Origin of the sequence: Paenibacillus cellulosilyticus (assembly GCF_003182255.1) — a bacterium.
Classification (GTDB): Bacteria; Bacillota; Bacilli; order Paenibacillales; family Paenibacillaceae; genus Paenibacillus_T; species Paenibacillus_T cellulosilyticus.
On record NZ_QGTQ01000001.1, the window covers coordinates 129,505 to 156,449 of the forward strand.

Annotated in this window: 22 protein-coding genes; 2 read left to right on the top strand and 20 right to left on the bottom strand. The window is 51.7% G+C overall.

The genetic code is table 11. The features are described 5' to 3' along the window. Positions 1 to 33: 33 nt before the first annotated feature. The 7 genes from DFQ01_RS00485 to DFQ01_RS00515 form a co-directional block, all read right to left on the bottom strand. Positions 34 to 1,164, bottom strand: coding sequence for a glycosyltransferase family 4 protein (locus DFQ01_RS00485; RefSeq protein ID WP_110041918.1), 1,131 nt, complete (start codon positions 1,162 to 1,164; stop codon positions 34 to 36). 111 nt (positions 1,165 to 1,275) lie between these two features. Then, on the bottom strand, positions 1,276 to 2,067 hold the full coding sequence (locus DFQ01_RS00490; protein ID WP_110041919.1) for a WecB/TagA/CpsF family glycosyltransferase: 792 nt from the start codon (positions 2,065 to 2,067) through the stop codon (positions 1,276 to 1,278). 10 nt (positions 2,068 to 2,077) lie between these two features. Next, positions 2,078 to 3,229, bottom strand: coding sequence for a polysaccharide pyruvyl transferase CsaB (gene csaB / locus DFQ01_RS00495; protein ID WP_110041920.1), 1,152 nt, complete (start codon positions 3,227 to 3,229; stop codon positions 2,078 to 2,080). Beyond that, positions 3,193 to 5,376, bottom strand: a complete 2,184-nt coding sequence (locus DFQ01_RS00500; protein WP_110041921.1) for a DUF5693 family protein — start codon at positions 5,374 to 5,376, stop codon at positions 3,193 to 3,195. The genes csaB and DFQ01_RS00500 overlap by 37 nt, the downstream gene beginning before the upstream one ends. A 13-nt stretch (positions 5,377 to 5,389) precedes the next feature. Beyond that, a complete protein-coding gene (locus DFQ01_RS00505) occupies positions 5,390 to 7,102 on the bottom strand; it encodes a phospho-sugar mutase (RefSeq protein WP_110041922.1) in 1,713 nt (570 codons plus the stop codon). Positions 7,103 to 7,222: 120 nt separating this feature from the next. Then, positions 7,223 to 7,654, bottom strand: coding sequence for a 3-hydroxyacyl-ACP dehydratase FabZ (gene fabZ / locus DFQ01_RS00510; protein ID WP_110041923.1), 432 nt, complete (start codon positions 7,652 to 7,654; stop codon positions 7,223 to 7,225). 196 nt (positions 7,655 to 7,850) lie between these two features. Beyond that, positions 7,851 to 8,426 carry a CDP-alcohol phosphatidyltransferase family protein gene (locus DFQ01_RS00515; protein WP_110041924.1) on the bottom strand — a complete coding sequence of 192 codons (576 nt, stop codon included), beginning with the start codon at positions 8,424 to 8,426 and terminating at the stop codon, positions 7,851 to 7,853. A gap of 250 nt (positions 8,427 to 8,676) precedes the next feature. On the opposite strand from DFQ01_RS00515, the gene DFQ01_RS00520 reads away from it, so the two are divergent. Continuing rightward, positions 8,677 to 10,863 carry an Ig-like domain-containing protein gene (locus DFQ01_RS00520; RefSeq protein ID WP_110041925.1) on the top strand — a complete coding sequence of 729 codons (2,187 nt, stop codon included), beginning with the start codon at positions 8,677 to 8,679 and terminating at the stop codon, positions 10,861 to 10,863. A 241-nt stretch (positions 10,864 to 11,104) separates the two neighbouring features. On the opposite strand, the gene DFQ01_RS00525 is transcribed toward DFQ01_RS00520, so the two are convergent. From DFQ01_RS00525 to DFQ01_RS00570, 10 genes are all read right to left on the bottom strand, one after another. Further along, positions 11,105 to 11,464 carry a DNA-directed RNA polymerase subunit beta gene (locus DFQ01_RS00525; protein WP_245946465.1) on the bottom strand — a complete coding sequence of 120 codons (360 nt, stop codon included), beginning with the start codon at positions 11,462 to 11,464 and terminating at the stop codon, positions 11,105 to 11,107. A gap of 20 nt (positions 11,465 to 11,484) precedes the next feature. Then, positions 11,485 to 12,297, bottom strand: a complete 813-nt coding sequence (flgF, locus tag DFQ01_RS00530; protein WP_110041926.1) for a flagellar basal-body rod protein FlgF — start codon at positions 12,295 to 12,297, stop codon at positions 11,485 to 11,487. A gap of 34 nt (positions 12,298 to 12,331) precedes the next feature. Then, entirely contained in the window at positions 12,332 to 13,195 is an 864-nt protein-coding gene (locus DFQ01_RS00535) for a flagellar hook-basal body protein (protein WP_110041927.1), read from the bottom strand. A gap of 209 nt (positions 13,196 to 13,404) precedes the next feature. Continuing rightward, entirely contained in the window at positions 13,405 to 14,415 is a 1,011-nt protein-coding gene (gene mreB, locus DFQ01_RS00540; protein WP_110041928.1) for a rod shape-determining protein, read from the bottom strand. Between the two features lie 134 nt (positions 14,416 to 14,549). Further along, positions 14,550 to 14,834, bottom strand: coding sequence for a sporulation transcriptional regulator SpoIIID (gene spoIIID, locus DFQ01_RS00545; protein WP_110041929.1), 285 nt, complete (start codon positions 14,832 to 14,834; stop codon positions 14,550 to 14,552). A gap of 216 nt (positions 14,835 to 15,050) precedes the next feature. Continuing rightward, positions 15,051 to 15,767, bottom strand: a complete 717-nt coding sequence (locus DFQ01_RS00550; RefSeq protein ID WP_110041930.1) for a M23 family metallopeptidase — start codon at positions 15,765 to 15,767, stop codon at positions 15,051 to 15,053. Positions 15,768 to 15,876: 109 nt separating this feature from the next. After that, on the bottom strand, positions 15,877 to 17,070 hold the full coding sequence (gene spoIID, locus DFQ01_RS00555) for a stage II sporulation protein D (RefSeq protein WP_245946466.1): 1,194 nt from the start codon (positions 17,068 to 17,070) through the stop codon (positions 15,877 to 15,879). A 128-nt stretch (positions 17,071 to 17,198) separates the two neighbouring features. Next, entirely contained in the window at positions 17,199 to 18,374 is a 1,176-nt protein-coding gene (locus DFQ01_RS00560; protein ID WP_110041931.1) for an ABC transporter permease, read from the bottom strand. Next, the gene (locus DFQ01_RS00565) at positions 18,340 to 19,083 is read right to left on the bottom strand and encodes an ABC transporter ATP-binding protein (protein WP_110041932.1); all 744 of its coding nucleotides are present in this window, start codon (positions 19,081 to 19,083) and stop codon (positions 18,340 to 18,342) included. The genes DFQ01_RS00560 and DFQ01_RS00565 overlap by 35 nt, the downstream gene beginning before the upstream one ends. Next, entirely contained in the window at positions 19,083 to 20,609 is a 1,527-nt protein-coding gene (locus DFQ01_RS00570) for an efflux RND transporter periplasmic adaptor subunit (protein WP_110041933.1), read from the bottom strand. Before DFQ01_RS00570 ends, DFQ01_RS00565 begins: the two co-directional genes overlap by 1 nt. A 280-nt stretch (positions 20,610 to 20,889) precedes the next feature. Here DFQ01_RS00570 and DFQ01_RS00575 point away from each other — a divergent pair, with 280 nt between their 5' ends. After that, complete coding sequence (locus DFQ01_RS00575) at positions 20,890 to 21,642, top strand: hypothetical protein (RefSeq protein WP_110041934.1); 753 nt, start codon at positions 20,890 to 20,892, stop codon at positions 21,640 to 21,642. 65 nt (positions 21,643 to 21,707) lie between these two features. On the opposite strand, the gene murA is transcribed toward DFQ01_RS00575, so the two are convergent. From murA to DFQ01_RS00590, 3 genes are all read right to left on the bottom strand, one after another. Beyond that, positions 21,708 to 23,069, bottom strand: coding sequence for a UDP-N-acetylglucosamine 1-carboxyvinyltransferase (murA, locus tag DFQ01_RS00580; RefSeq protein ID WP_110041935.1), 1,362 nt, complete (start codon positions 23,067 to 23,069; stop codon positions 21,708 to 21,710). Positions 23,070 to 23,515: 446 nt separating this feature from the next. Beyond that, positions 23,516 to 23,767, bottom strand: a complete 252-nt coding sequence (locus DFQ01_RS00585) for a DUF1146 family protein (protein ID WP_110041936.1) — start codon at positions 23,765 to 23,767, stop codon at positions 23,516 to 23,518. Between the two features lie 21 nt (positions 23,768 to 23,788). Next, complete coding sequence (locus tag DFQ01_RS00590) at positions 23,789 to 26,731, bottom strand: S8 family serine peptidase (RefSeq protein WP_245946467.1); 2,943 nt, start codon at positions 26,729 to 26,731, stop codon at positions 23,789 to 23,791. Positions 26,732 to 26,945: the final 214 nt, after the last annotated feature.

A 26,945-nucleotide genomic window follows, 5' to 3' on the forward strand; every position in this document is an offset into this window, starting at 1 on the left:
ACCAAAGCTTTCGAATGATAAATAAGAGCCGGATTATTTGGTACGCGATTCTGCATGTGCCTTGAGACGGTTGCGGAACAGCAGGTCTAGAATTGGGCGCTTCGACTTATCTACGATACCGATCATTTCTGCACCAATCTGCAGGAAGACGGTCAGTACACAAATGACGACGAAGGTAAGCCAGTTCGCTGCATGCGTCTTGATGAGCGTCGATTGTACGATTGCACAACCACCGAAGAGAGCAGCTATGCCCCAGATGATAAGCACCGTATTCCGATGGCTGAAGCCAAGCTCCTGCAGGCAGTGATGCAAATGGCCTTTATCTGGAGCGAAGATCGGCTTCTTGCTGCGCCAGCGTCGAATAATCGCGAAGAACGTGTCCGACAGCGGTACGCCGATAATGAGCAGCGGTGTAACGAACGACACGATCGTAACCTGCTTGAAGCCAAGCATGGACAGTGTCGCAAGACAGAAGCCTAAGAACAGTGCCCCTGAATCGCCCATGAAGATCTTAGCCGGATGGAAGTTATAGACGAGGAAGCCGATAACGCCACCGAGCAAAATCGTGCAGAGCAGTATGACAGGTACGAAGCCCATAATCGCAGCCATTGTCAAAATGGTCGCAATCGCAATACCCGAGACACCTGCTGCCAGTCCATCCAGACCGTCAATCAGGTTAATCGCATTCGTGACGCCAACGATCCAGAGGATCGTGAGCGGTATGCTAAGCCAGGACGCAACTGGCTGCATGGATTCACCGAATGGAATGTTGAGCAAATCGATCTTGACGTCGAAGCCGAAGACAACGACGCAGGCTGCCGCAATTTGTCCGACCAGCTTAACCTTAGCTGACAGCTCGAAGCGATCGTCCAACCCGCCAACGATGACGATAATCGACCCGCCGACTAGAATGGCCCGGATCATATTAAGATCATACGAGCGTAGTGTTCCTTCGGGAATGAAGGGCAGTGCAATCAGAACAGCGCCGACAAACGCAATATAAATAGCTAACCCGCCCAAACGCGGCATTATTCGTGTATGCACTTTGCGGTAATTAGGTTTGTCAATAGCACCAACAACAAACGCAAACCGCTTGACGATTGGTGTCATAATGAGCGCAAGGATCAAAGCGATTGCAAATGAGATGCCGTAGAGAATACCCACAGGTGTATCCAACTCCTCTTATTTTCTACCGCATTGATTATACTCCGCGCGAATAACTTTCGCTATCCTCGTTTTTTGCCGAATTGACCGATTTTCACTAGTTTTTAGCGATTAAGGACGTGCTTTCGTCACCTTTTCTTTCTCTCGAACCACTTTGATCACAAATTTAGGTAAAACGAGCATCCTTTTATAGCGATAGGGCTCTTGTAGAAGGCGATATAGCCACTCTATCCTCAGCTTTTGGAACACTTTCGGCGCTCGTTTCAGCTTACCCGCAATGATATCAAAGCTGCCTCCAACGCCCATAATGACCGGTACATTCAACTCGTTCTTATAGCGTGAAATCCATGGTTCTTGCGTTGATGCCGAACGCGCTACGAACAGAATGTCTGGCCGTGCCTCACGAATCGCGGCAACAACTTCCGCGTCCTGCTCGGGTCCAAAATATCCGTTACGCACCCCCACAATTCGCGTGAGAGGATACTTCTGCTTCAAATTCGCTGCTGCTTGATCAATCGTCTGCTGATCGGTGCCTAGCAGATAAACGCTCCAACCCTTCGATTCGCCAAGCGCCATCAGCCGATGTAAAATATCAAACCCTGGCACCCGCTCCGTCACAGGTTCACCGACATAACCAGCAGCCCACACCACACCTGTTCCATCCGGTACAATCAACTCTGCCGTTCGCATCATGCTGTGGTAAGCAGGATCCTCCAGCGCAGACATGACCATAATTGGATTAGCTGTAATGACATGTGTCACTTCGCGGTTCTCAATCGCTTCCGTCAGCTTCGCAATCGTCTCGTCCATCCCCATCTTGCTGAATGGAAGACCATAGATCGATACCGTTGGAATTTGCTTCAATGCGTTTGTGGTTGCTCTATTATTCGTCATTGTCGTCATTATGCGTCGTTCACCTTTTCATAGTTTGACTCAGCAGTGCAGCGATTTGCTGCGCCGGTCGCTGCGACTCTCGCTTCAACCGATCGATTGCTTCACCATGCCGGGTGCGCCAGCCCTCTAAATCGCTCAGAAGCGAATCTGCACTCGCAGCAAACTGTACAGGATCAAGCTGCTCGGTCGTACCGATAGGTGTAAGCCCCAGCCGGTTAAGGAACTGGTTAATCTTCGGATCATAGGACAAGCCAATCAGCGGGACACGTTGATTAGCCGCATAGATGAGCGCATGCAGACGCATACCGAACATCATGTCACAACGGCTGACTTCCAGCAGCATCTGCTGCGGATCGTCGCCAGGCGAAGCTAGTTCGGCACTGCTCTCTCCCAATCCGAGCATCCGCATCTTGTCGATGACGATTTGAGATGTAGCTGCATCGTCAGGCATGTGGAACGGCAGGAAACGGAACCGTACAGCACGGCGCTTCGCTAGTGCTGCAAGTGCCGACGCTGCCCGCTCTAGATCTGCGCCATCCTTGCGCCAATGACGCAGCGACACGCCTACTACAGGCAAAGCATCTCCAGATGGTGGTTTCGTAGAAACCTCGTCAGCCCCTGCTGGCAGCGGTAAGCCCATGACTGGATCAGGGACAATCTCCACTCGCTCCTGAGCTACGCCAATCCGGCCGAGCAGCGCAGCCGACTCAGCATCGCGAACCGAGATATATTTGCTCTTGTTCATGACACGGCGAATCGGAGCAAACAGCCAGCCGCGATTCACAGGGCCAACGCCCTGTGAATAAATAAAGGTTGGCTTACCGAGCATCTGCGCCAGTGACAAGACGCCCGTATAATACGGAATCGTCTTCCACCCTGTCGCATCTTGCAGCAAGCTGCCGCCGCCGCTGATGAGTCCATCGCAGCGGCGAATTTCGCGGAGCAGTACGGATGGACTCATCCGAGGAACTGCTTCAACGCCGTACATCTTCGTTGTCCATGCGGGATCGGCAGACAGCACGACAGGCTCAATCGTAATGCCATGTGCCTCCCCTTCCGCATGCAGCGCATTCAGAATCGACTTCAGAACCGCTTCATCGCCGCTATTGTTAAACCCGTAGTAGCCGGAAACAATTATTCGGCGTACTTGACGATTGCTGGTCTTACCCATCTGCGCCATACTCCTTCCCCAAGCTGCCACACTGCGATGAGCACGCAGCCGATAGCTGCTCCTAAGCAGAGGCCGAGCAGATCACGAATCAACGATATTTGTAAAGGTGTATGAATGTGAGCAAATGTATCTACCATCGACAGCTGGCCAATGGAGCCTACAATAACCAATACCCATGCTGCGCGATAACGAAGCGCCAAGAACAAACCAAGCAGCAGCAATGGATGCGCTAGCAAGAACTCCTTCGATCTCGGACGAACGCCGAATGTCGTCTCCAACGTATTACGCATCATCATTTCGAGCGAAGACGCTTGTCCTTCGTTACCTGTTCTCGACAAGTAGTACAGCCCTACAACACCTAACACCGCTACTACGATCACCCAGAACACCGTAATCTGAATGGACAGCAGCTTGCGGATATTCTCAAGCACCGACGAGCCCATGTACAGGAACAGATACAGTGCGACGAGGAAAATCGGCGCGAGGTGCAGCAGGCTAACGCCGCGGAATTGCTCCAACAGCAAGCTGTACGTAATATTGTTCAACAAACCAAATACATACGGAATGCCTAACATGGAGATCAAGCTGGCGAAGACGAAGAGCGTAATCGCGTTGCCAAACCGTTGTCCGGCAGGAATTCCGTTAAAAATCCATTTGATGCGGCCGATACCAAACACATCACCCAGCAGCGATGTCCATTTCGTATAACGACCAGTCGCACCTTCAAATCCTGCGGCCGATTGCGCCACCGATTGCGAGCGATTATTGCCGCTCCATTCGCCACCGACGTTGCGACGGTTACCTTCGGTACGTCTGCGGATTACATTCAACACCCAGATGAGCGCTAATGTTGGTGCACTGATTGCAGCGCCTAATGCCAAACCTTGCTCAAGCGTCGACTTGGATAGGACATAAAGTCCGCCGCTGCCGATCACGCCAAGCACGAATGCGATAATCGTAAGCCAGTTCGCAAAGGCACCAATTAGCAGCGCAATCATGCTTACTGCACCAAGGCATACGATTGCTTTAGCTGCTTTCGTCCAGCTTGGATGATCCACATCAAACGGCTCAGCCGGACCTGGCGAGAAGCCGAAATCAGCAAGCTTCTGAATCGTGCCATCTGGCCCTTGAAGCGCCGCAACAAGCTTATCCAGCGGGTCAACGACACCGCCTTTATCCAAGCTGCGGCTTGCACCAGCATTCAGATAGAACATGCGGATATTGCGGTCTTTCGCAGCAAGCAGGAACCGATCCTTCAACGTTTCAGGCGAAATCGTTGCCGCTAGTGCGCTTGGAATCGAATGGAGCCTTACAACATTATAGTCTGTCAAATAAGCAAGCGTATTAAAGCCGCTCTGCGGTGACTTCAATCCTTCGATCGCCGCAATGCCGATGCCCTCTTCCTTCAGAAGTGCGGCAAAGGAGTTCAAGCTGTGCAGTTCGGCATTGTCATTGAAGCCCTTCACTGCGGAGCCATCAAACAAGATACGATCTACACCATAGCTTTTGAACTGCTCCAACAGCGCGCGCACTTCTGTTTCGTTATACGGGCGAATTCGATCCGAGATACGAGGCAAAATTCGGAAGCCCGCTGCGTGGATTCGATCCATCGCAATAGGGTCCGGATCCATCGAGATAAGCGTTGCCGTCTCGATCGGCGCGCTGATTTGAAGACCCGAACGACCATCCATCGCCCATGGAGAGACGGAGATGCCTGCTCGTTCGAAGGCCGACGTAATAAGAGGCTTAAGCGCTTGCTCCTCTTCATTGCCGGCAAACAAGACATACGTTTCGTTCAGACCCAAATTAGGCGCCTTGCCCTGAAGTAGAGCAAGCTGCGATTGGTTGTATACATTCAATCGCTTTGCAGTAACGAGATCATCCAGCGTCGCTTCGAAAACAGCCATTGTCGTTACGCCAGCTGCCTTCATTTGCTCCAATTGTTTATCGATAAATGCAGCCGGATTGTATTGATACGAGGCAACAAGCTCAATATCTTTATAGTTCATTACATATTCAACCTGCTTGGACGTGCCCTCCATCTGCCACCGCAGCACACCCAGGGGCAATGCAGCGACTACACCAACTAAGGCAAGCGTCCACAGCACGGCTTTAAATTTGCGGTTCCATTGCTGCCATTGAAGCACTGATGTTCTCTCCTTATGCTAGTTGATCGACGCGCTCCATAACAGCGGTCGTAAGACGCTCGAGATTCGCTGCTGCCTCATCAGGAGACTGACCGCGAACAGCAAAATAGATTTTGATCTTCGGTTCCGTTCCAGAAGGACGCAGGCAGAACCAGGAGCCATCGGAGAGCAGGAACTTCAATACGTTCTCAGCTGGAAGACCATCCAATCCCAAGCTGTAATCAAGCACGGACTCTACGCTAGTACCTGCAACTTCAGTTGGCGGGCTCGTACGCCAGTTTTCCATAATGGCGCCAATCTTTTGAACACCATCAAGACCTTTCAGTGTACGTGATTGCAAGCCTTCCAGGTACGTGCCGTATTGAGCGTACAGCTCAAGCAGTACGTCATACAGCGTTTTACCTTGGCTCTTATAGTATGCCGCTGCTTCGCAAATCAATAAGGAAGCAACTACCGCGTCTTTATCGCGTGCATAGGTACCGGTCAGGTAACCGTAGCTTTCCTCATAACCAAACAGGAACGTGCGCTCGCCCGTTTGTTCGTACTGCGTCATTTTCTCGCCGATGTATTTGAAGCCCGTCAGCGTATTCGTCACATCTGCACCGAACGAACGCGCAATATCTGCGCCCATCTCGCTTGTTACGATCGTTTTGACGACAATACCGTTGGATGGCAGTGTACCTTTCTCACGAAGCTGGCTCAGCAGGTAGTACACCATGATCGCACCGGATTGGTTGCCGGACAGCACAACGTACTCGCCGTTCGTATTTTTAACTACAGCACCCATCCGGTCAGCATCGGGGTCCGTACCGATAATAATATCCGCATCGACTTCTTTCGCTAGTAGAATAGCCTTCGTGAACGCTTCGCGCTCTTCCGGATTCGGCGACTTCACCGTGCTGAAATAGCCGTCTGGCTGCTCTTGTTCAGGAACGATGTGCACATTGCTGAAGCCCGCTTTCGCCAGTACGCCGCGCACAGGCAAGTTACCTGAACCGTGCAGCGGTGTGAAAACAACCGAAACACGTTCGCCAAGACCGCCCTTCAGCAGTTCTGGATTAACGCTGCATGCTGCAACCGTATCGATGAACTGTTCGTCCGCCTCTTCGCCCAGCCAGCGCAGCAGTCCTTGAGCCTCTGCCTGCTCGCGCGAAATCGTACGCACTTGCTCGAAGCTCGTTACTTGTTGAATAAGACCAATCGCCTGCTCCGCCTCGTGAGGCACCAACTGGCAGCCATCTTGGTTATAAGCTTTATATCCGTTATATTCAGGCGGGTTGTGGCTTGCAGTAATTACAATGCCGGCAGTAGCTTTCAGCGCGCGCACCGAGAACGACAGCTGCGGCGTTGGACGCAGCGATGGGAACAAATACGTCGTAATGCCATTCGCTGCAAGGACGAGTGCTGCATCTAGAGCAAACTCTGGTGAATTGTTACGGGAGTCATGTGCGATAACGACAGAAGGTTCCGCTGGCTTCTGTGACAAAATCCAATCAGCCAGACCTTGCGTTGCTTTACCAACTGTGTAAGCATTCATTCGATTCGTTCCTGCGCCCATAACACCGCGAAGTCCACCTGTACCGAACTCCAAATCGCGATAGAAACGATCAACAATTTCGGTTTCGTTGCCCGCAATGGTGCGAAGCTCGTTTTTCGTCTCCTCACCAATCGCTGGATCGTCAAGCCATTCCTCATACTTTGCTAATGCTGCAGCATTTACCGACATCTATAAACCATTCCTCTCTCCCTGTGTTCGCCAATGGCGCCGACCTTTGCGTCGTTCTCTATATAGTTCGTCATGATAGAAGCACTTATTAGATACTGCTGGAAAATTAATTTGTTGCGTTTAGGATGGGTCGGACAACGCGAACATGATGCCGCCTTCGGCAACAACTTTATCATCCACCTTCGCAACGGCATGCCCTTTACCGATTTTGCCCTTCAAGCGCGTAATCTCCACTTCAAGACGCAGCGTATCGCCTGGCGTTACTTGACCGCGGAAACGGAATTCATCGATACCTGCGAAAAAGGCGAGTCTGCCGCGATTTTCTTCCATCTTCAGAATAGCAACGGCACCCACCTGCGCCAGTGCCTCAACGATAAGTACGCCAGGCATTACCGGATAGCCTGGGAAGTGGCCGGCAAAGAACGGTTCGTTCATTGTGACATTTTTGATGCCGACAGCACGTTTGCCTTCCTCCAATTCAAGGACGCGGTCTACGAGCAGAAACGGCTGACGGTGGGGAATAATTTGTTGAATTTCATTAATATCGAGCATGTATGTACCTCCAGTTTTGAAATAACCCCCTAAGCGGGGCATAATCTAGGAAAACCGTGACAACCTAATCCTATCCTGCGCGGAAACTGCAGTTCGCGAAGGTTAAGATAAGGGAGCTCGTCTATAGTCGGCCCGAAGCGCCGAGTGGGACGAGCTTCTTTGTATTTGCATATGCGAATTCGCATGATGTTCCAGTCTATAACTCGCGCGTATTGCCAGATCGATTCGTCGGTTTATCGAGCGGCGCTTCACCATTTTCCTCTTGATCGCGATTGATGGCGAAGATCTTGATCATGTACATGACCGAGGTGACAAAGGAGAAGACGACCACACACCATAGGTACGTCCTAGCGAACGATACTTCGAAGAAAATAAACAGAATAGCAAAGTACAGCAGCACTGTTGTCAGCTTACCCATCCAATTCGCAGGCACCGTCTTGCGTCCGCTGAAATGAAAAGCAGCCGAGCCAGCGATCATCCCCAGATCTCGCACGAACATGAGAATGGCAGCCACAAGTGGAATGTGATCGGTCAACAGCAGTGAAAGAATGACCGTTCCGAGCATGAGCTTATCCGCAAGCGGATCAAGCATTGCGCCGACCGTCGTAATCTGACCCCTTTTACGCGCGATATACCCATCCAATACGTCTGTCATTCCAGCAGCAACGATAACGACAAACGCCGGTATCATCCGCTCTCCTCCCGCAAACACAACAATATAAACCGGTATGAGAAGAAACCGCAATACGGTGAGCATATTCGGAAGATTCAAGCGTTCACGTCCTTTACCACCACGAAATGGATAGCACTTCAAAGTTACCCAACCATTATACCTCTACCTATTGAAAAATTAAACTGACTTGTCGGATTCCCATCACAATGTCGCGCTGCACACCCTTCAATACACAAAATATTAAAGCTTAATGCAAACTGAAAATCTCGTCTTCACTCTTCATTAATACCCCTCAAATACCGTTATTAAAAAGAAAGAAAATATTTACGAAAGCGAGGTATTATCCTCCATGCTGCACCTATCAATGTTTAACATGAAGAAGGCACGCACCTTTGTAAGTATGCTTTTGGCGCTTCTCGTGACGATTTCATGTATCCCAAGCCAAGCGCTCGCAGCCGACACGGTTTCCAGCCTAAGCTTCGACACATCGGCCTCGTCGATCACGATTTACGTATCTGACGACGCTTATTATTTGAACCTGTACGCGACTTTATCGGATTCAACCACTCAGACCGACGTAACCGACTCCGCATCCTGGAAGTCTTCTAACACGGCTGTCGCTAAAGTCAGCCTCGGCGTCATTACTGGCGTTTCCGCAGGAACGGCTAAAATTAGCGCTACCTACGGCGGCTACACAAAATCGATTACCGTCAATGTCGAGTATGTATTTGATTCCGTCGCGATTACGCAGGTAGGTTCTTCAACTCCCGCAAACGCTGAAGTCAAAGTCTCAATGGGCGACACGATCGAATATTCGCTAGTCGGCACCAAATCAACCGTCAGCAGCGACATTGCATCGGAGGACGTCAGCTGGTCGAGCTCCAATACAGCCGTCGCCACTATCGAGGAAGGCGAGTTGACGCTGCTTGCAGAAGGCACGACAACCATCACCGCCGCCTACAAAGGCAAAACGAGCAAGGTGAAGCTGACCGTCTCTTCTCCTTACAAATCGATCACGCTGTCCGATACGGACCTGATCGAATTCACGGTCGGTGACTCGGATTATCCGCTCGTAGCCCTCGCAACGCTGCAGGACGGCACGACATCCATTATAACGGAAGATGCCGAGTGGACCTCCTCTAACACGACGGTCGCTAAGGTCGAAGATGGCGTCATAACGCCAGGAAGCACGGGCACAGCAACCATTACGGTATCGCATCTCGGCGCTACCGATTCCGTCACCGTTGCCGTGCGCGCTGGCTCGCAGACGCTGAAGCTGACGCCCAGCAAGAACCAAGTCATGCAACTAAGTGACAGCCCACTGACACTGACGGCGCAGGCGCTGGAATATAGCAATTCGACGACGGATGTCACAAGCTCTGCAGAATGGACATCGTCGGATGTTATGGTTGCTACCGTATCCAAAGGTATTGTAACACCGAAGGGTACTGGCACGACGACGATTACCGTAACCTACAAAGGTACCCAGCGATCCCTGACTGTTACGGTTTACCCAACAGTATCGGATTTATCGATTGACGAGGACGATCAAACGATCGAAACGTATTTGGAGCAAACAGGCTCTCTGCCGGAGGTGCTGGCGAAGTCGTTTAGCGGCGACGAGGTAACTGTCACGTCTCTGCTGAATTGGGAATCAAGCAACGAGTCGGTTGTCACTGTAGAAGACGGTAAGTGGAAAGCGGTTGGCACCGGTACGGCTACACTGACCGGGTCCATCAACGGCTATTCCATTGACGTTAAGATTAATGTGTCAGGAAAGCCGCTGACGCTGCTCGTCGATTCCAGCACGCTTAGCATGATCATCGGAACGGAATACGCTTATCCTACCGTGACCCTCGTCTATGAAAACGGCGATGAAGCGGACGTAACGGATAAAATCACATGGAAATCTTCGTCAACCAATCTTGTCGTCAAATCGTCCACGTTAAAGGGACTCGCTTCATCGAATGCTACATTGACTGGTTCGTATTTAGGGAAAACGGTCAAAATTAGCGCAACAATTGAAGAAGAAGTCGTCAAGCTTGTTGCAGACCCAACGAGTCTGACGCTCAATCCGAAGAAGTCGAAGTCGATTAAGGTCAAAGCGTTCTATAAGAGCGGTAAGAGCTCCATTGTAAGCACAAAAGTAAGCTGGAGCATAACCGACGAGGCAGTCGCTGAGTTCTCGGGCAAAAATACGGTTAAAGCGCTCAGCAAAGGAACTGCCGTTATTACAGGCACTTATCAGAGTAAAACAGTGACGATTACACTCTCCGTCGTACCGAAGCTGAAGACACTCGTCTTGTCGGAGAAATCGTTGAAACTCGGAATCGGCGAGACGAAGACGTTGAAGCTGAAAGCATTCTACGATGACGGAACATACATCGATCAAACCGCCAACGCCGAATGGACAAGCTCGAACGTGAGCGTTGTCACTGTCGATAGCGGTATTCTCGTAACGAAAGCTAAGGGCTCCGCATCGATTAAGGCGAAAGTCGAAGGCAAGACGATTACGCTTCGCGTAACCGTAAAATAGGACATCAGAACAGCCGCGGTGAATGCCATGTAGAATGGCATTCACCGCGGCCTTTTTTGTTGTACCCAGCACCTATTTTTCCTTTTCTGACATCTGGGGGATCGCTTCGCCAGTGAGATCTAGTAAAAAAGAAGCTGATGATTGCTCACCAGCTTCTTTCACATATTGTGTGACCACTTTTCAATGCTCTCATGAATGACGAGCCTTTTACTGCGTTCGCACCGTTAAACGATAAGCCCCGTTACTCATTAGAAAACATGAGGTCGTACACATGCTTCCATGTCTCCAGTTGGAAAACCTCGCCCTTCGGCTGATGGCCGAGAACGGTATAACCCACGTACATGCCTGCAACAATGGCCCAGAACAATAACACCGGCACGACGAACCAACGCAGCACTCTCAGCACCGGATTACGTTTCTTCCTGCGCTTCACCTGCTTGCCAGAAGACTTAGCAGATTGAGGCCGCTCTGATGGCTTATCATCGGACACCGAACGCTCCTGGACAGGCGTACGCCGAGCCCCTTCCGCCTTTGCCGCAGATGTGCGCATATTGCTGCTTCTGCTGCCTTGGATTGTCGTTGGTTGCCAATCATTACTCATATCGATATATTCAACTCCGTTTATGCGCGCAAGCCATTGGCTAATCCCATTAACGTGTCACTGGAGCTCAGTGCTCGAGAAGTCAGCTGATAGGCGCGCTGCACGTTTATGAGCTCCGTCATCTCGGTCGTTAAGTCTACGTTCGATTGTTCGAGATAGCCTTGGTGCAAGGAAATATCATTGCCTTCACCGGCATTCACGGTTCTCAACACATCTTCTACATTAACACCATCTGCCACAGCATACAAGTTATCTGCCACACTTGTCAGCTGAGAAGGACGCGTAACTTGCAGCAGCTTGAGTCTTCCAATAGACTCAGCTGTGCCATCTTGCGCGACTGCATCAAGCGTTCCGTCTACATTAACGCGAATGGAATAGTTGGGAGGAATAACGATTGGCTGATCATCCTCACCTATCACTGGATAGCCATCACTCGTCGCCAGGAGAGCTGTACCATCACTTTGCAAGGATAATTGGAATGCACCATTGCGCGTATATCCCGTACCTCCAGGCGTCTGTACTTGGAACAGCGCATCGCCTTCAATCGCAATATCGAACGTGTTGCCCGTCTGCTGCAGCGTACCCTGTGACAGATCAGGCGTAATGCCGAGCATTCTCGAACCCCAGCCCTGCGTATAGTTCATCGGGGACAAGCGGCCCGGTTCCTTGAAATCATCCGATTGCTGCTTCGCATTCGTCAGCAAATCCTCGAATGAAGCCTCCTTGCGTTTGTAGCCAACCGTATTCGAATTCGCAATGTTATCCGACATGACATCAAGCTTCTGCTGCAAGCCGCTCATCGATACCATTGCACTAATCATCGATCCGTTCACCTGGCAAGCCTCCTTATCCCTACGCTAGTGTAATCTATACCTTTCCGACCTCATTGACGGCTTTATCCAGACTCTTATCGTAAAATTGTACGACCTTCTGGTTCGCCTCATATGCGCGCAAAGCAGCCATCAGGTCCACTGACGACTGCGCAGCATCAACGTTCGAGCGTTCGTAGTAGCCTTGACGCACTTCAACGCCGTCTGCGGCCGTTACGGCTACCGCTTCGGTATCGCCTTCGAGACGGAACTTACCATTCCCCTCACGAACGAGCATATTCGGGTTATTAATGCGTGTCAGCTGCAGTGCATTGCCTGTGTCAGCGCCGGTCAATCCATCAACAAAACGGTAATCTGAAGTCAGCACAAGATCATCCATGCTTACGCCTTGCTGGAACTGAATCGGCTGTCCATTCGTGCCCAGCACGCGCGTGCCTTCCGACGTTACGAGATAACCCTGCGCATCCAGATCGAATCGACCGTCACGCGTATAACGCGGCTGCCCGTCAGTCCCTTCCAACGTGAAGAAGGCCTGCGGCTGGAAAGTCGTTTCCCCATTCGCTGAAACCGATTTGCCTGATGCATCGAATTGCACGCCCGGCACTTGAATGTTGGATGACAATCCGAAGTCGCCAGATCGGCCCGACTCGGTCAGATCGCCCTGCAGTTGCAGTGACAGGCTCTCCTCTGCGAATACGCCCGTCGATACACGACCAATTCGATGGTCGGTATTATCGCTTGTCCCTGTCAGTGCAAGCAGCATATCTGGAAATGTGCGTGTAACCTCATTCGACTGCTTATAGCCCGGCGTATTGAGGTTGGCAATATTGTTCGTCACCGTATCATGACGGCGCTGCTGCGTCGTCAGTCCGGCAGCTGCCGTATAAAGCCCTCTTAGCATCTGGTAATCCTCCCAGCTTGTCCGGTCCCGTACCGGAACAATAATAGATTCTGCTAGTTCGATAGTCTTCTATTCTCTATATCGGCAAATCGGAACACCGCTTTAATAAGCCCTAGGGCCCACCTTTTGTCCTTATGTATGATCTAAAAACAACGAAAGCCGGCCTCGGCGCGTCCCCCCAGAACGCCCTACCCGCCGGACTTTCATCATCAGTATTTCAACGATTTGTTCTTGCGAATCAATCGATCAAGGTTGTCCAGCATAATACCGGTACCTTTGACGACACAGTGCATCGGATCCTCTGCAACGAGTACAGGGACCATCAGTTCTTCCGATAGGAGCGTGTCCAATCCATCCAACAGTGCGCCGCCACCTGTCAAAATAACGCCGCGGTCGATGATGTCCGCCGATAGTTCTGGCGGCGTCCGTTCCAGCACCGACTTCGCTGCCGATACGATCGACATGACCGAATCCCAAAGCGCTTCACGCACTTCTGCTGAGCGAATCGTAATCGTCTGCGGCAAACCAGATACCATGTCACGACCGCGAATGTCGATCTCGCCATCGCGACGATCACCGTTCACCGTACCGATCTTAATCTTAATATCTTCGCTTGTCCGCTCTCCGATTAGGAGCTTGTACTTGCTCTTGATATACTTCATGATTGCATCGTCAAACTTATTGCCTGCAACCTTAATGGACGACGAGGTAACGATGTCGCCCATCGAGAGAACCGCGATATCCGTCGTGCCGCCGCCAATGTCAACAACCATATTACCGCTTGGCTGGTAAATATCCATTCCCGCGCCGATCGCGGCTGCCTTCGGCTCTTCTTCCATGAATACTTCGCGTGCCCCGCTGCGTTCCGCCGCCTCACGAATTGCCTTCTGCTCCACGGACGTAATGTTCGTAGGTGCACAGATCAGAATGCGCGGTCTGCCATACCAGCTGCGTCCGCCTATCCGATCAATGAACGCTTTCAACATTGCTTCCGTAATTTCGAAGTCCGCAATGACGCCGTCCCGCAGCGGACGGATCGCGATAATATTGCCGGGCGTACGCCCGACCATCCGGTGCGCCTCTTCGCCAACTGCTAGAACCCGTTTGGTATCGCTCTCAATGGCAACAACTGACGGCTCATCTAGCACAACACCTTTCCCTTTCACATGAATCGATACATTTGCCGTCCCCAGGTCAATTCCGATATCCTTGCTGAACATTAGGCGTGAGTCCTCCAACGAATAAAAATAAAGTGCACGTTCGCGTAAGCCCCACAAATCGTAGGGACTTCCTACGAATATTATTCGCTGAATTTCTCGAAAACCCTCTATTTTTGTAGAAAAATTTATTACGATCAGCTCTTTGAAGCGGCGAACACTTCCCGCTTCTTGCTGCTCTTCTTGTACTTGATTTTGGTCGCCTCTCCTCCCCTCAGGTGCCGGATCGACTTATGATACTCAAGGATATGTTTCACCTGATCCGCCAGGTCGGGATTGATCTCGGGCAGCCGCTCGGTCAAATCCTTGTGTACCGTGCTCTTGGAAACCCCGAACTCTTTGGCGATTGTTCGAACCGTATGCTTCGTTTCCACGATGCAGCGGCCTATTTTAATGGTTCGCTCTTTGATGTAATCGTGCACGTTCCCGCCTCCCTACTCGAGATAGTTTGGTACATTATATGAGGGGTCCGGGTATATATTCTTTAAGGCCAAGCTTGACAAGCCGCAATAGCCAATTATTTTCAATCTTTTATTTGCGAAGTAGGACTTACAGCCTATCTTAGACGCTCCAATCGCAAATAAAAACGCCTGCCCTCTATATAGAGAGCAGGCGCCCATCGTTTGTGCGCTTACGTATTAGCGCTTAATGATGTCGTTCGGATTCAGCACGTTACCGTTCTGGCGAACCTCGAAGTGAAGGTGAATGCCTTCTTCGCTTTCCAGATCGTTTCGGCCGGCTTTTGCGAATTGTGCCCCTTGCTTCACTTCGTCGCCTACTTTAACGGAAACGTCGCTCAAGCTTTGGTACACCGTTACCAGACCATTACCGTGCGTAATCTCAACCGTCGTACCGTTCGTTGGATGGTTGTCTACACGCGATACTTTACCGCTAAGTGCAGCAATGACATCGAACGTCGTATTGTCCGGCTTCGTCAAATCCACACCCGTATGCGGGAGGAATTGATTATCGCTCGTCGACACTAACGCAGCTTGTTTCTCTTCGCTGGTTGCATTTTCATCGTAGTACTGAAGCGACACTTCAAGATCGCCATAGTTCAGTACAGGCCACTGCATGTCCTCATCGCCCGTCATTACCGCAATGGTATCATCTGAAGGCTTCGTCGTTACATCGTCACCTTGACTGACTTCAGTATCAGGCGTCGTAGTTGTTTGTTCTGGTTGCTCTCCCCGATAGAGCCACATTAAGGTTACGATAATTGCCGCTGCCGCCATGAACGCTGCCGGTGTAACCCATTTTTTGGCTAACACTCTACGCAGTCCATTTGGTCTAGCAGCTGCACCTCCCGGAATCGATTTGGGAGATTCTTTTGGCTTGTTGTTTTGATCATTCATTGTCGATCACCTCATCAGCCATTGTTGCCAGAACTACTAGGTTTATACGTGAGGTGACGCTATTCTTATAAATTTTGAGATTCCCTCAACCATGCGGTGCGCGAGGAAGCTATTTGCCGTCTTCATTCGGAAGCTTATAAGCTTGTTCGACCTTTACGCCAGTGTAATAGTGGAGCAAGATTTCCGAAGCCGTGGCCCCTTCTTTCGCCATTCCGTTCGCCCCCCACTGGCTGAGTCCTACTCCATGGCCAAGTCCATAGGTTGTAATGGTAGCCTTCCCTTTGCTGATCGTCCACTCGAATTGAGAGGAAGCCAAATCCAGCTTTTCTCGAACCTCGCGCCCCGTGAACGTCTTGCCGCCAATGACGACCGTTTTGACCCGATGTCCTTCCGTCGTCTCGAGTATGCGCGGAGGCTTGCCATCATCCTTAACGCCTAGCCTACGGTACAGCTCCTTCTCTTTCATCTCTACCGTCTGTTTAAATCGGGGCGAAATTTCCTCATCCCATGGACTTGCAACGCTCTTCAGATAAGGCAGCGAGAGCTGCCAGTAATCTTCCACATTCTCTGTAAAGCCATTGCTAGTTGAGAAAAATGCAGCTTCGATCGGCTCCCCATCATAGGTCAGCACCTCGCCATCCGTTTCCTCCACTGCCTGTGTCAGCTTCGCAAGTGATGCTGTCCGCTCCTCGCCGGCCGGGTACCTTGCCGCAAGTTCCTTCAATGGAATGTATACTTGATGATCGACCGTATCGGTCACATCAGCCTTCTCACCTGGCACGCCGCTTCGATCATGCATGGCAAGCCGTCTAACGATATAGGTACGCGCCGCAACAGCTTGCGCCTTTAAAGCCTCCAGCTCAAAATCAATCGGCATCTCACCCGCCAGCACACCGCGTACATACTGCTCGAGCGGCACCGCCTCCACACGCTTCTGCTTCGTCAAGTAAACGCGCACGGTCAGCTTGTCCAAATCGCTATTTGACTTCGCACTACTCTTTTCCGTTGAGGGCACAGCATTACTTGACGCAGATGGTTTCTTCTCAGGTGAACGAGTCGTGGCAGGCTTGCTGTCTGACTGACTAACCGTAGATGAAGTAACCGGAAGAGCGGGTTTCACCACTACCTGCTGTTTGGCAGCTTCCGCCTCATTGCCAGTTGTCTTCTCTCTATCTGTCTGTATCCTACTTGTTGTCCTATCCTGATCAGCGAGAACACCGCCGTGTAATAGAATAAACAGAATAACGCCGAGCCCAATTCCTGCTGCGAATGGCATTCCCCATGCTCGAATGCTGTTGATCAAAGCAACACCGCCCCTTCCGAATCGTCTTGGAGACACGAAAGTCCGCGCATGGGCGCGGACTTTGTCTGTTGTCCCTCTAGCTCTACTATATGAGCGAGAACGATAGGATAGAAGCGATGAGAATACTTTTAATCGTGGCGCAGTGCATCTACTGGACGGAGTCTCGCAGCTTTGTTCGCCGGGAAAATACCGAAGATAACGCCAACGCCTGCGGAGAAAGCGAATGCTTCGCCGACCATCGCAAGCGAAACAGCTGTCTCGGTATCCATGACGACACCGATAATATTCGATGCGATATAGCCGATTACGATACCAATCACACCGCCGAGGCCGCTAATTGCAACTGCCTCGATCAAGAATTGGGTTAGAATATCACGCCGTTTCGCACCAAGCGACTTGCGAATACCGATCTCGCGCGTACGTTCAGTAACCGATACGAGCATAATGTTCATAATGCCGATACCACCAACAATGAGCGAGATCATGGCAATGCCCGCCATCATAGAAGTCATCGTCTGCGTGATCGATCCGAGCGTCTCCATCGATTCCTGCTGGTCAACGACACGGTACGCATTCGTCGAGCTCGGGAACTTGGCAGCGAGCTTCGCGGTAATGAGCGCCTGCGTCTCTTCGGATTTGCCCGTATCCTCAATTTTCAAGTAGATGGATTTAACACCATTCGAACTCAACAGCCGCTCGGCCGTAGTAAGCGGGATTAATATTTTATCGTCCGCCGAGCCGTTCAGGGAATCACCTTTCGTCTCCAGCAAACCAACGACCTTGTAACGGTTGCCGTTAAGCAGAATCGTTTGGCCAACTGGGTCCTCCGTGTCGAATAAGTCAGTGGCAACGTTAGCACCGATCAATGCAACCTTGTTGTAGTTCGTAAGGTCCAAGTCAACAATGTAACGACCCTCAACAAAGCTGACATCCCGCACGTCCGCATACTCCGGCGTAATCCCTTCGACCGTGTAAGACTCACTTGTCGTGCCGTACTTTGCATAAACGCTGCCATTTACAATCGGCGACACGCCTTCTACGTTATCAATGTCGCCGTATTCCATGGCTTCGTCTTTGGAGAGCGAGGTCGTCAGACCTCGTCCTGTAATCGACACCTGCAGCATATTCGCTGCGCCAAGGCTTTCGACTTGCTCCTGTACCTGACGGGAGGAGCCCTCGCTCATCGAAACAAGCGCGATAACAGTCGCAACACCAATCAGCATGCCAAGCATCGATAGCGCTGTTCGTAACTTATTTGCCAATACACTTCTAAACGCCATCCGGAATGCCTGCGAAAGCTTCACGTCTCTCCCTCCTTTCGGCACGTTCTTCTGTCAGCACGCCATCTTTCATACGGACAACACGTTCCGCTCTGGCAGCGACTTCCATATCATGCGTAATGAGGACGATCGTATGTCCCTGTCGATGAAGCTGCTCTATGAGAGCAAGCACTTCTTGGCCGGTGCGCGTATCGAGCGCACCGGTTGGTTCATCGGCCAGAAGCATCGGCGGCTGGCCCGCCAATGCGCGAGCAATCGCCACACGCTGCTGCTGACCGCCGGATAATTCACTAGGTTTGTGAAACATCCGTTCCTCCAGACCAACCAAACGAAGCGCTTCGGTGGCCATCTTACGGCGATCCTTATTCGACATCCCTCGATAGACCAGCGGCAGCTCCACATTCTCGATAGCCGTCAGTTTCGGAAGCAACTGAAACCCTTGGAAAATGAAACCTATTTTATCATTGCGGATCGCTGCTAATTTGTTGTCACTTAGTCCCTTTACTTCAACACCATCGAGCTTGTAGCTGCCCGATGTCGGGATATCAAGGCAGCCGATAATGTTCATCATCGTCGATTTGCCTGAACCGGACGGGCCTACAATGGCAAGAAAATCACCTTTGTTAACAGTCAAATTAACATCATGAAGCACTTGCACTGTCTCTTGTCCCATCCGATACGTCTTAACCAACTTCTCTATCTCTATCAATACTTCGTTGTCATTATGGCTCATTAGCGCATGCCTCCGCCTCCGCCGAAGTTGCCTCCGCCTCCGCCAAAGTTGCCGGTAGGCATACCGCCGCCGAAGCCGCCTCCAAACATTTGGGTTTGCTGCTGTTGCGACGTGGAAGCTGTTGCCGTGCTCACGGTTGGAGATGGCAGGTAGACCGTATCGCCCTCACTCAGGCCCGACTTGATCTCAACGTACGTGTCGTTACTAATACCGATCGTAACCTCTACCAACTTACCTTCAAGACCTGACTGGTTCTGGCCGTTTCTAGTACCCGTGCTGCCATTTCGGCCCGAGCCTCCGTTAGCACTGTTGCCGCTATTTTGGCCGTTTGCAGCATTCTGACCTGTGCCTGTGCCTGTGCCTGTGCCCGTGCCTGTGCCCGTCTTAGCATTGCCACCTTGGCTAGCATTTGCTTGTCCGCCTGCTGCACCATCTGCAGCGCCTGCAGCGCCATCTGGCGGCGTGAAGCCTTCTGGCGGCTGGAAGTCACCCGACGGTGCCTGGGAGTCACCAGACGACGCCTGGCCTTGTCCTTGCGTGTCGCCTTGCCCTTGCGTTTGGCTTTGGTCTGTTTGGCCCTGCGTACCTTGGCTTGTCGTGCTTGTAGTTGCAGTGCTATTAGGCACACGAACAAAGCTTTTGCCGCCCATCGTACGCAGCGCTTCAATCGGTACGAGCAGCGCGTCGTCGACCGATGCCGTTACAATTGCACCTTCACCGGACATGCCGGCGATGACGTTATCGAGTTGATCGAGCGTTACTTTGACCGCATAGGAAGCCGAACCGTTAGAGGATGCGCCCTCTTGTGCGATTTCAAGTACTTTACCCGTCAGCGCCTGATCAGGCAGTGCACTCAGCGTAATGTTCGTCGTCTGGCCGACTTTGACCTTCGGAATGTCCAGCTCGTCAACGTTCATCGTGAATTGCAGCTTCGTGTAGTCGATCAAAGTCGCGATAACTTTCGAACCCGTCACTTTGTCGCCGATTACAACACTCGAAGACGTGACCGTACCATCAGCTGGCGCTACAACACTTGGTACTTCAGCTGCGTTGTCGAGCAGTTCTTCCAGCTCTAGCTCCGTCGATTCCATATCGAGACGCAGGCTGTCCATTTGGACTTTAATATCGTTCTGCTTGCTCTCATCGTCGCCAGCCGCGATATACTGCTTCTTGTAGTTCTCCATCTGAAGCTCTTGCTTCTGCTGGCTAATCTTAGCCTTCTCGATATCGGACGAGTAATCTTCCGTCTCGAACTCGACTAGGACTTGCCCCTTCTTAACTTTGTCGCCTTCTTTAAAATGAACTGCGCTGACCGTACCTTCCTCGCCAGCATATACGGAAGTCGTCTCCGTCGTATTGACAGAGCCAGAGCCCGTGATTTGCACACTGATACTTCCTTTGGTCACTTTTGCCGTTATTTGTTGTGCAGCCGCCGCTTGCGTTTCATCTTTTTGGTTGTACCAATAATAAGCGCCGGCAGAGGCGACAACTACAACCGCTAGTGATGCCAGTAACCATTTCTTCATTGCCTTTACGCCACCTTCCTGTCAATTGTCCGTTTTTTCCACATAAAGAATTGATAAGTTTCCGGGTCTAGAGGAATGAACAAATTGTTATTGACTATAAAAACCTACCTCTAAACGCGGTCGCTGATCTTTGTATGTAGCCTCAATTTGAGGTTTTCTCACTAAAAGGTAGCATAGGATCATGAACGGAAGATGAACACCATTATTCATATTTCGTTCATCTTCCTATGATAGAATGACCCCACTTAAGCTTTGCAGTAATGAATGGAGGTATTTGAGAGTGAAAACATCAAAATGGGCGTATAGCATGAAGGCAGGGATGGCGCTGCTGCTGGCAGCTTCGATTTTGTCGGCATGCGGTTCGAAGGATGATAGTTCAGGGACGGCGGCGGCTTCTAACAGCGAACAGACCACTACAGACCAACAGCAAGGGGCACAAAGCGGTAACGGCGTCCGTCAAATGGCGCAGGCACCGAACCAACCAGAGCGTGATGCGGATTTATTCGCCAAAATCGTCTCGATCGACGGTACATCAGTCGTTGTCAAACAGGCTGACACGAGCTCGATGCCACAGCGCGGGCAAGGCGGTCAAGGCGATGGTCAAGGACAGCCTCCAGCTGACGGACAAGCGCCAGCGGACGGACAAGCGCCGGAGATGCCTGCAGACGGGCAGCAACCAGCAGCAGACGGACAAGCAACGCAAGGCGGCGACGGTCAAGGACGCAGCATGCCAGACTTCTTCACGGGTGAAGAGTCGACGATCTCCATCTCGGAAGGTACGTCCATCTACAAGCTCGTACGCGGCGATGACGGCAGCATGAACTATGAGCAGGTGAAGCTGGCCGACCTGGCAGCTGACGATATTATTAATGTATGGCTCAAGACTGACACGAAGGAAGCAGAGTATGTATCACTGAGCGGCGGTTTCGGTGGTGGCTTCGGTGGCGGCGGCATGCGTGGAAATCAGAATGGCAATGGACAAAATGGTAACAACAGCGGTCAAGCCAGCACAGACACGCAAACGACGAATTAATCCTTGAAAACAGCACAAAAGCTGCCCTCGAAAGGGCAGCTTTTGTGCTGTTCAATACGATTTATTTAAGCCCAAGTTGGCTGTACAGTCCGTACAACTTCTTTCTCACGCTTGAACGATACCGTTTCCCGCACAGCGACTGGTGCGGCGGCAATGACAGCTTCACGCGTCGCCTCAACTCGCTGAATGTCAGCGCCGAGAGCAGCCATTTTGCCTGCGATATCCACATATCCGCGATCAATATGGTGTGTACCAGAAATTTCGGAGACACCCTCTGCAACCAGTGCTGCACAGATGAGCGCCGCGCCTGCACGTAGATCCGTTGCGGTTACTTTCGCACCTGTGAGCGGCATGCCGCCATTCACAATTGCCGAACGGCCATCAACCTTAATCTGTGCATTCATCTTATTGAACTCTTCAACATGCATGAACCGATTCTCGAAAATCGTCTCCGTCACGACGCTTGTGCCGTCCGACACCAGCAGCAGCGACATCATCTGCGACTGCATATCTGTTGGGAAGCCAGGGTATGGAAGAGTCTTCACATCAACTGCCTTGAGCGGCTTATCCGCAATGACATGCAGACCGTTATCCATCTCGTGTACCGTAACACCCATTTCTTGCAGCTTCGAAATAACGGGTGCCAAATGGTCGGCAATCGCACCTTCAATGAGGACGTCTCCACCAGTTATGGCTGCTGCAATCATATAGGTTCCTGCTTCAACACGGTCTGGAATTACCGTATGGCGTACGCCGCGCAGCTTCTCCACGCCTTCGATCCGAATGATGTCCGTACCCGCTCCGCGCACATGAGCACCCATTGCGTTCAAGTAGTTGGCAAGGTCTACGATTTCCGGTTCCTTCGCCGCGTTCTCGATCGTGGTCGTTCCGTCTGCAAGGGAAGCCGCCATCATAATATTCTCCGTTGCACCCACGCTCGCAACGTCCAAATATATCTTGGATCCTTTCAGTCGGCCATCCACCTTCGCCTCGATATAGCCTTGACCAAGCGTAACGTTGACGCCCATCGCTTCAAAGCCCTTCAAGTGCTGATCGATCGCCCGCATCCCAATGGCACAGCCGCCTGGCAGCGAGATCTTAACCCGTCCCGTACGCGCAAGCAACGGCCCCATTACAAGAATCGAAGCCCGCATCTTGCGAACCATCTCGTAAGGCGGTTCATAGGTCGTTAACCGCTGTGCACGTATCGTCATCGTTTCTTCCCCGTGCTGCACGTCCGCTCCAAGCGATGCAATTACTTCCCGGATCGTCAGTACGTCATCAAGGAGAGGAACGTCGGCAATGACACTTTCCCCTTCACTTGCGAGTACGGACGCCGCTAGAATCGGAAGCACTGCGTTCTTGGCACCATGAACCCGTACTGTACCTGATAACCGCTGGCCTCCGCGGACGATTATTTTGCTCATCTTCTGAATTCCCTCCGCACGCTGCAATTTTGTTCTCTGCCGCTTTATGACTATTTCATCGTATGTGGCTGCGTATTGGACTTCGATTAGGACGATCATGACGGCAGGTCCGCTTCCCTATGCACGTCGGGGAAAAGCGTTCATAACATGCCGGTCAAAAATTTGTATAATATTCCAACTATGTCTACCGATAGTCATTTGCTCCAAACTTTATCTTACCATCCTGCTGCACGAATCGACAAGCGTAATTTTCATAAAACGCCTTCATTCGAGCGGCTTTTCGAAGATGTAAAAATTCCCTTTGTTACGCGGCTTTTTCAGATCAAATAAGCAGGCTCAAACCGTTAGAATTCGGCTCATAATGACAACCGTTTTCATATCATTCGATGCGGTTCGCGTTTTTCGTTCCGTCATGTAATACCCATTGTTGACAGGAATCGATTTTGTTATTCGACAAATGCAGTTAGCATCCTTGCCCACTGGTAATAATCCAGAATGAATGAGGCAAGAGAATGTCCAAGAACGACGGCTAATACAACGAGCAATAGACGTGCCTTTGGACCTCTCGGGTGACGCATGAACGACTCCAGCTTTAGTTCTTGAAGCACAGCCCAGCATAAAATAATGCACAACAGCACGACAACAATGGAGAACAGCCCGTTCATGCCATAGGTAATTTGTACGTCTTCCATATTCATCGGTAAATATCCCTTCGCTCATTAGATGCTGTTACGGATACGGAATAACATCGATGTGAATTCAGCACGACTTGCGAATTGTCCCGGTAGGAAACGGTTACCTGGATACCCGCTGATCCACCCCTTCGCTCGCATAGCTGTAAGCATTGGCGACGCCCAATTGCCAGCGGCAACATCCGCATATGGGGCTCCATTAACGACAGCCGGCTGAACACCTGCAGCATGCCCGAGCATCACCGCCATCTCCGCACGGGTCATTGGACGGTCTGGTCCGAATGTACGATCCGGATAACCTGTCATATAGCCCGCGGAGACGGCTAAGGCGATTACGTTATAAGCCCAATGACGAGCAGATAGGTCTTTAAAGGACAAGCGTGCGGGATTCGACTTTGGTGCGAAAGCGCGAACGAGCAGCGCCGCACCTTCGGCACGTGTAACAGCACGATCAGGTTCAAACTTGTAATCGGCATAGCCGGATACAATGCCTTCCTTGGACAGAGCGGTTATAGCCGCTTCCGCCCAATGTCCATCGATATCCCGATAGCCGGACTTCAGTGATTCTGTACGTACAGTAAAATGGTAATATTGCTGATTAAACGCGGCGTCCGTTGTTATTTTGAAATAATACAGACCCTCTTGCAGCGGCATTCCGGCAAAAACACGCTGCCTGCCCGCTACCGACCGGATCGTTCCGACGACCTTCTGGCGCTTGTCGTACACCGTAATCGTCATCTTCCGATCAGCAGGGATACCGCTCAAATCAATGGAGGCATAACTCTCTCCAGTCAGCCTGAGCTGGAACCAATCCTCATCCGCAGCTGTGCCGATGACGCCTAGATATTCCGTTCCTTGACGCATTGCTGTCGCCGTATAGGACTTGTCATTCGGCTCATTCGGATCATCGTATTTCGTTGAAATATCCAGCTTCAGTGTATAAAGCCCCGTAACTGGGCTCGCATCCGCAGCCGCTGCATTATATACCCGAATGTAGTATCGGCCAGGCGTCACCGTAATGAGCGGAGTCTGCTCTTGCTCGCCGTCTCCGTTATCATCGTACGTTACGAGCTTCTGCCCTTCCCGCTGCACAGCCAAGCTGGGGTCGATGCGTACCGTATCCGTCTGCAGCAGCAGCTTGAGCGTCCCGCTTCGCTTAAAGTTCACGACATACCAGTCACGGTCCCCCTGCTTGTCAAAGTTCCCCGTAATGACCTGTGAACGCGGCTGAAGCGTCGCAGCCGCATAGGACTTGTCATTGCTCTCATACGCGTCCGGATTCATGTGAAAATCGGATGTGAGCAAATAAGGCAGCTTATCATCGCGATCATGATCGTACAGCTGAAGCTTGATCCAGTTCGTGCCCTTCTTAACCGGCCACTCCACGGATGTGTTGCCCAGCTTCGCATCCTGTGAATTAGCTGCTTGCTTGCCTGAATACAGCATCATCCGTACGGGCGGCATGGCCGTTCCAGCTGGGTTCAAGCCCTGCAGTTGAATCGTCAGTTTCCCATCATACGGTACATCAACACGATACCAGTCCTGATCGAGACCTCCCGTTAATCGGGCAGCAATTCGTGTCTGCAACGGCCATTTGGCCGCGCGGTCTCTTGAATCGTTCGGCTCGTACGCATCCGGCCGAAGCTGAGCCGTAACTGCCTTATCCACCTGCAGCAGACCGTAACCAGTCTCTTCATCGACTCCTGGCTGCCCGATATCCTTTGCCGTCTGGCGAAGCAGCTCTCTAACCTCGTATGGCTTAAAATTCGGATGCACCCTCAGGACGAGCGCAGCCGCGGCAGCCGCTTGCGGAGCCGCCATCGACGTGCCTTCCTCTTCCTTATACCCGCCGCCTAGTGCTGTCGTAAACACATTCCATGGCGCCGCAATATCAATCTCCGGGCCTGAATTGGAGCGCGGCTCCGGTTGTCCGTTCGGCTTCACACCGCCAACGGCGAGCACTGTCGGATAAGCGGCGGGGTATTCAATCGCAACCTTGCTGCCCAGCTGTTCTCCATCATTGCCCGTCGCGGCAACAAGTAACACGCCCTTGCTCTCCGCATACTGCACAATATCGCGCATATAGGTCGAGAATCGATACAGCCCGACGGACAGAACGACGATCGCTGCGCCTTTGTTAACCGCATACAGGATGCCTTCCCCAAGCTTGCTCTCATCGCCGGCACCGTCTTCATCCAGCGCCTTGATCGGCATAATGCGCGCACGCCACAAAATGCCTGCAATGCCTGCCTTATTGTTCCCTGTCGCGGCAAGGACTCCGGCTACGTTCGTGCCGTGCCCATTATCGTCCTGCGGAGGCAATTTAGGGTCAAGCAGATTCACACCTCCGAGCAGGCTGCCCTTCAGATCCGGATGGCTGAAATCGACGCCCGTATCTACCAATGCGATCGTAATGTCGGTCTGATCATGCACCGTGTTCCACGCCTTCTTCGCACCGATGAGATCGAGGTACGTTTGCCGTGACAAATACGGATCGTTCGCTTCGACATGCGTCTGAGCCGATGATAAAACGTGCACCCGGTCGTTCGGCTGCACATACGCCACTCTGTCATCCGCACGCAGCTCCGTTAGCCATTGTGCAATGCTGCCATCGCCGCCACCTTCAGGAACGACGATATCCGTCGCCATCTCCGTCTGTCGGCTAATGACTCGCGTTCCCGCTGGCACGACGTCCGGCGGTGTATCCCGCCATTTCAGCAGCCAGCTCTCGGCTCCCGTCTCGTCTACCGCTCCACATTGATCGGCCTCGCCTATATAGTCTCCCGCTATTGCTGCGGACGCGGATGCGGATGCGTAAGACTGTCCGTCCAAAGCGAACGAATCGGCAGCCGCAGCCCATAGCAGCAAGCCCGCAAGCATAAGCCCGACAGCGCAGCGAAGTGTGCGATGACGATCCATCTCTTTATTGTGTTGTTCTTGATTATTGGAATTTCGTATATTGTAGTCCATTTGACCTCGTCCTTGCGCAAAGTCCCCGGTCGTTGCCCGATCCTTGCTGCTTCTCCTCCATATAAAAACGCCGATACCATCTCAATAGTTTCGATTCGAAACGGTTATTTTCCTTGCTGGCGGCGAAATATTTTCGCGCACGTCCGCACTCGACTACGATTAGTGCGTTAACGGTCTTACCGACTTCCGGGCGCTATGCTATAGCGTTTCTATT